This is a genomic window from Ruminococcus sporogenes, from assembly GCF_054655175.1.
The window spans coordinates 1-823 of sequence record NZ_BAAHOA010000036.1 but is presented as its reverse complement, the minus strand read 5'-3'; the positions used below and the strand labels follow the sequence as shown (position 1 = coordinate 823).

The 823-nt window shown below is 44.5% G+C and carries 1 protein-coding gene; it reads left to right on the top strand.

All coding sequences use genetic code 11. From position 1 onward, the window contains the following. Positions 1–20: 20 nt before the first annotated feature. Positions 21–823, top strand: an 803-nt coding sequence (locus tag ACYQ0N_RS15330; RefSeq protein ID WP_460163184.1) for a type IV secretory system conjugative DNA transfer family protein, incomplete at its 3' end; no start/stop codon positions are given.

Below are 823 nucleotides of genomic sequence, written 5' to 3'. Positions count from 1 at the left end.
AGTTCGGATAGGAGGGCTAAATGAATCAGAGTCAGATAATCGGAATTATAGTCATGCTTGCGGTATTCGCAGTTATGATGATTTTAGCTTACTGTTCCAACAATTATTCCCTCAATGGAATAAAGAATAAAACTGTAGGAAACGGCCAGCACGGCACTGCAAGGTGGGCGGCGAAATCAGAAATAAAAAGCGCATACACACAAGTACCCTTTGACGTGGAAAACTGGCGAAAAAATATTAATTTACCGAATGTTCAAGGAACAGTAGTCGGATGCAGAACAAAAGGAAAAAAGACTGTCGCGCTTGTAGACGAGGGCGACGTTCATACCATGATGATAGGCGCTGCCGGAGTGGGCAAGACCGCATACTTTTTATATCCGAATATCGAACTTGCCTGCGCAAGCGGTATGTCTTTTGTCAGCACAGACACAAAAGCAGACGTTGTTCGAAATTACGGAACTATCGCTTCAAAGTACTACGGCTACAACGTTTCCGTGCTTGATTTAAGAAATCCAACACGAAGTGACGAGAACAATATGCTGCACCTTGTCAACAAATACATGGACGTTTATCTCAAGGACAAAAAAGATCTGTCCGCAAAGGCAAAAGCGGAAAAATACGCCAAGATCACAGCAAAAACCATTATCAGCATAGGCGGCGCCGATTCCTCCGCAATGGGTCAGAACGCGTTTTTCTACGACGCGGCGGAAGGGCTGCTTGCTTCGCTTATTTTACTGATCGCGGAATTCGGAGAGAAAAACGAAAGGCATATCGTTTCCGTGTTCAAGCTTATTAAGGACCTGTTAAAGCCTATAGAGAGCGC